At 64.4% G+C, this 455-nt stretch carries 1 protein-coding gene; it reads right to left on the bottom strand.

The features are described from left to right. A partial coding sequence (locus RAD04_RS38480; protein ID WP_461627941.1) for an ATP-binding protein occupies positions 1-455 on the bottom strand: 455 nt, incomplete at both ends.

The following is a 455-nucleotide window of genomic DNA, read 5'->3' as shown; positions in this document are numbered from 1 at the left end:
CCGAGCTTCTCGCCGGCGGCAACGCGGATCATCTGCTCGACGAGGTCGATGCCGGTGACGAGCTCGGTGACGGGATGCTCGACCTGGAGACGTGTGTTCATCTCCAGGAAGTAGAAGCTCTTGTCCTGCCCCGCGACGAACTCGACGGTGCCGGCGGAGTCGTAATTCACGGCCTTGGCCAGCGCGACGGCCTGCTCGCCCATCTTGCGGCGCGTCGCCTCGTCGAGCAGCGGCGACGGCGCCTCCTCGATGACCTTCTGGTTGCGGCGCTGGATCGAGCATTCGCGCTCGCCGAGATAGATGACGTTGCCGTGCTTGTCGCCCAGCACCTGGATCTCGATGTGGCGGGGATCGACGATGAACTTTTCGACGAAGACACGGTCATCGCCGAACGAGGCCTTGGCCTCGGCCTTGGCGAGGTTGAAACCTTCCGCAACCTCGGAGGTCGAATGCGC

This window comes from Bradyrhizobium sp. 25ACV (genome assembly GCF_054863005.1).
This window is presented reverse-complemented; position numbering and strand designations above follow the sequence as displayed.